Source organism: Clostridium sp. (assembly GCF_051650885.1).
In the GTDB taxonomy this organism is placed as follows: domain Bacteria; phylum Bacillota; class Clostridia; order Clostridiales; family Clostridiaceae; genus Clostridium.
On sequence record NZ_JBOFRG010000362.1, the window covers coordinates 1 to 1,409 of the forward strand.

General features: G+C 29.2%; 2 protein-coding genes. Both read right to left on the reverse strand.

Annotated elements, in window-relative coordinates:
- Positions 1–828: leucyl aminopeptidase family protein (locus tag ACRC28_RS18385; RefSeq protein WP_438544904.1), on the reverse strand; the 828-nt coding region annotated here is incomplete at its 3' end.
- Positions 829–842: 14 nt separating this feature from the next.
- A complete protein-coding gene (gene nrdG / locus ACRC28_RS18390; protein ID WP_438544905.1) occupies positions 843–1,358 on the reverse strand; it encodes an anaerobic ribonucleoside-triphosphate reductase activating protein in 516 nt (171 codons plus the stop codon).
- Positions 1,359–1,409: the final 51 nt, after the last annotated feature.

The window sequence follows — 1,409 nt, forward strand, 5'->3', positions numbered from 1 at the left end:
CATACTAGCTGATGGTTTTAACGAATATCCACCTGTATCAAAAGTTAACCCTTTTCCTACTAATCCAATAGTTTTTTCTCTGTTATCAGCATCTCCAAAGTATCTCATAACTATTAATCTTGGCTTTTTCTTTGAACCTTTTGCAACAGCTAAGAATGCTTCCATTCCAAACTCTTCTATTTTATCTTTTTCAAAAACTTCAACTTGGAATCCATACTCTTTTCCTAAGTTTAAAACTTCTTTAGCTAAAACTTTTGGATACATAACATTTGCAGGTTCATTAACTAAATTTCTAGCAATTATAATCCCATCCGCTATATCTTCTCCCTCTTTAACTGCTGCTAAAACTGCTTCATCACCTTCAGATTTTATAGCACATCCTGAGAATGAAACTTGAACTTCTTCCTCTTCTTTTCTATCTGACTTATATTTATCAAATTTATAATCAGTTAACAATAATGCTACTGTCATAGCTTGTGCTAATTCTGTTACTTTAAACTTTTCTGACTTTATCATTTTTACTACTAAATCATTAATTTTTAATTCTTGTATTTTTTTATACGCTTTTGATATTGAAACTTTAATATCTTCTAATGTAGCATCAGCTTCTTTTCCAAGACCTAAAAGAACAACATCTTGTATTGAACCTTCTATCTCACGTGTAAAGCTATATACTTCACCTTTTTTTCCTAAAAATCTTTCATTACTCTTTAAATGCTCTACCATTTTATTTATTGTAGGGTTTTTAACTTCTAATTTATCTTCAAATAAAGAAATTATTACACCTTTAGATTCTCTACATTTTTTACTTCTAACTGATAATTTCATCTACCATCCACTCCTTACATATATTTATCTATTAATATTATTTTCTTGCTATTTAATGTTTCTTTCACATCTATTATTCTTTGGTTTGATGATCCTCTAAACTTCAGTCCTTCTTTTGATAGTTCCTTTACAAATTTACCATCTATAAGAACATCAATACTCTCTAAAAATTCCTTAAATCCATTTCTTTCTTTTGAAATTTCTAAAATTTCTTCTATAGTATATCCAGTAAAAGCCCATACATTTAAATTTCCTTTTTTAAAAGCCTTTGCCATATAAGAAAATTCCTCTGCTCTTTCAAAAGGATCTCCACCACTAAAAGTAACACCTTTTAACAAAGGATTTTCTAGTACATCTTTTATTAAATCATCCATATCTAATTCTTCTCCATCATGAAAACTATGTGTATCAGGATTAAAGCATCCATCACATTTATGTTTACACCCTTGTGAGAAAAATACACGTCTCATTCCAGGTCCATTAACAAGACTTTCATATGCAATTCCTGCAAGTCTCACTTTTTTTCCCAACTTGAATCAGCTCCTTTATATTATACTACTCTACTCTGAATTAATAAAGCT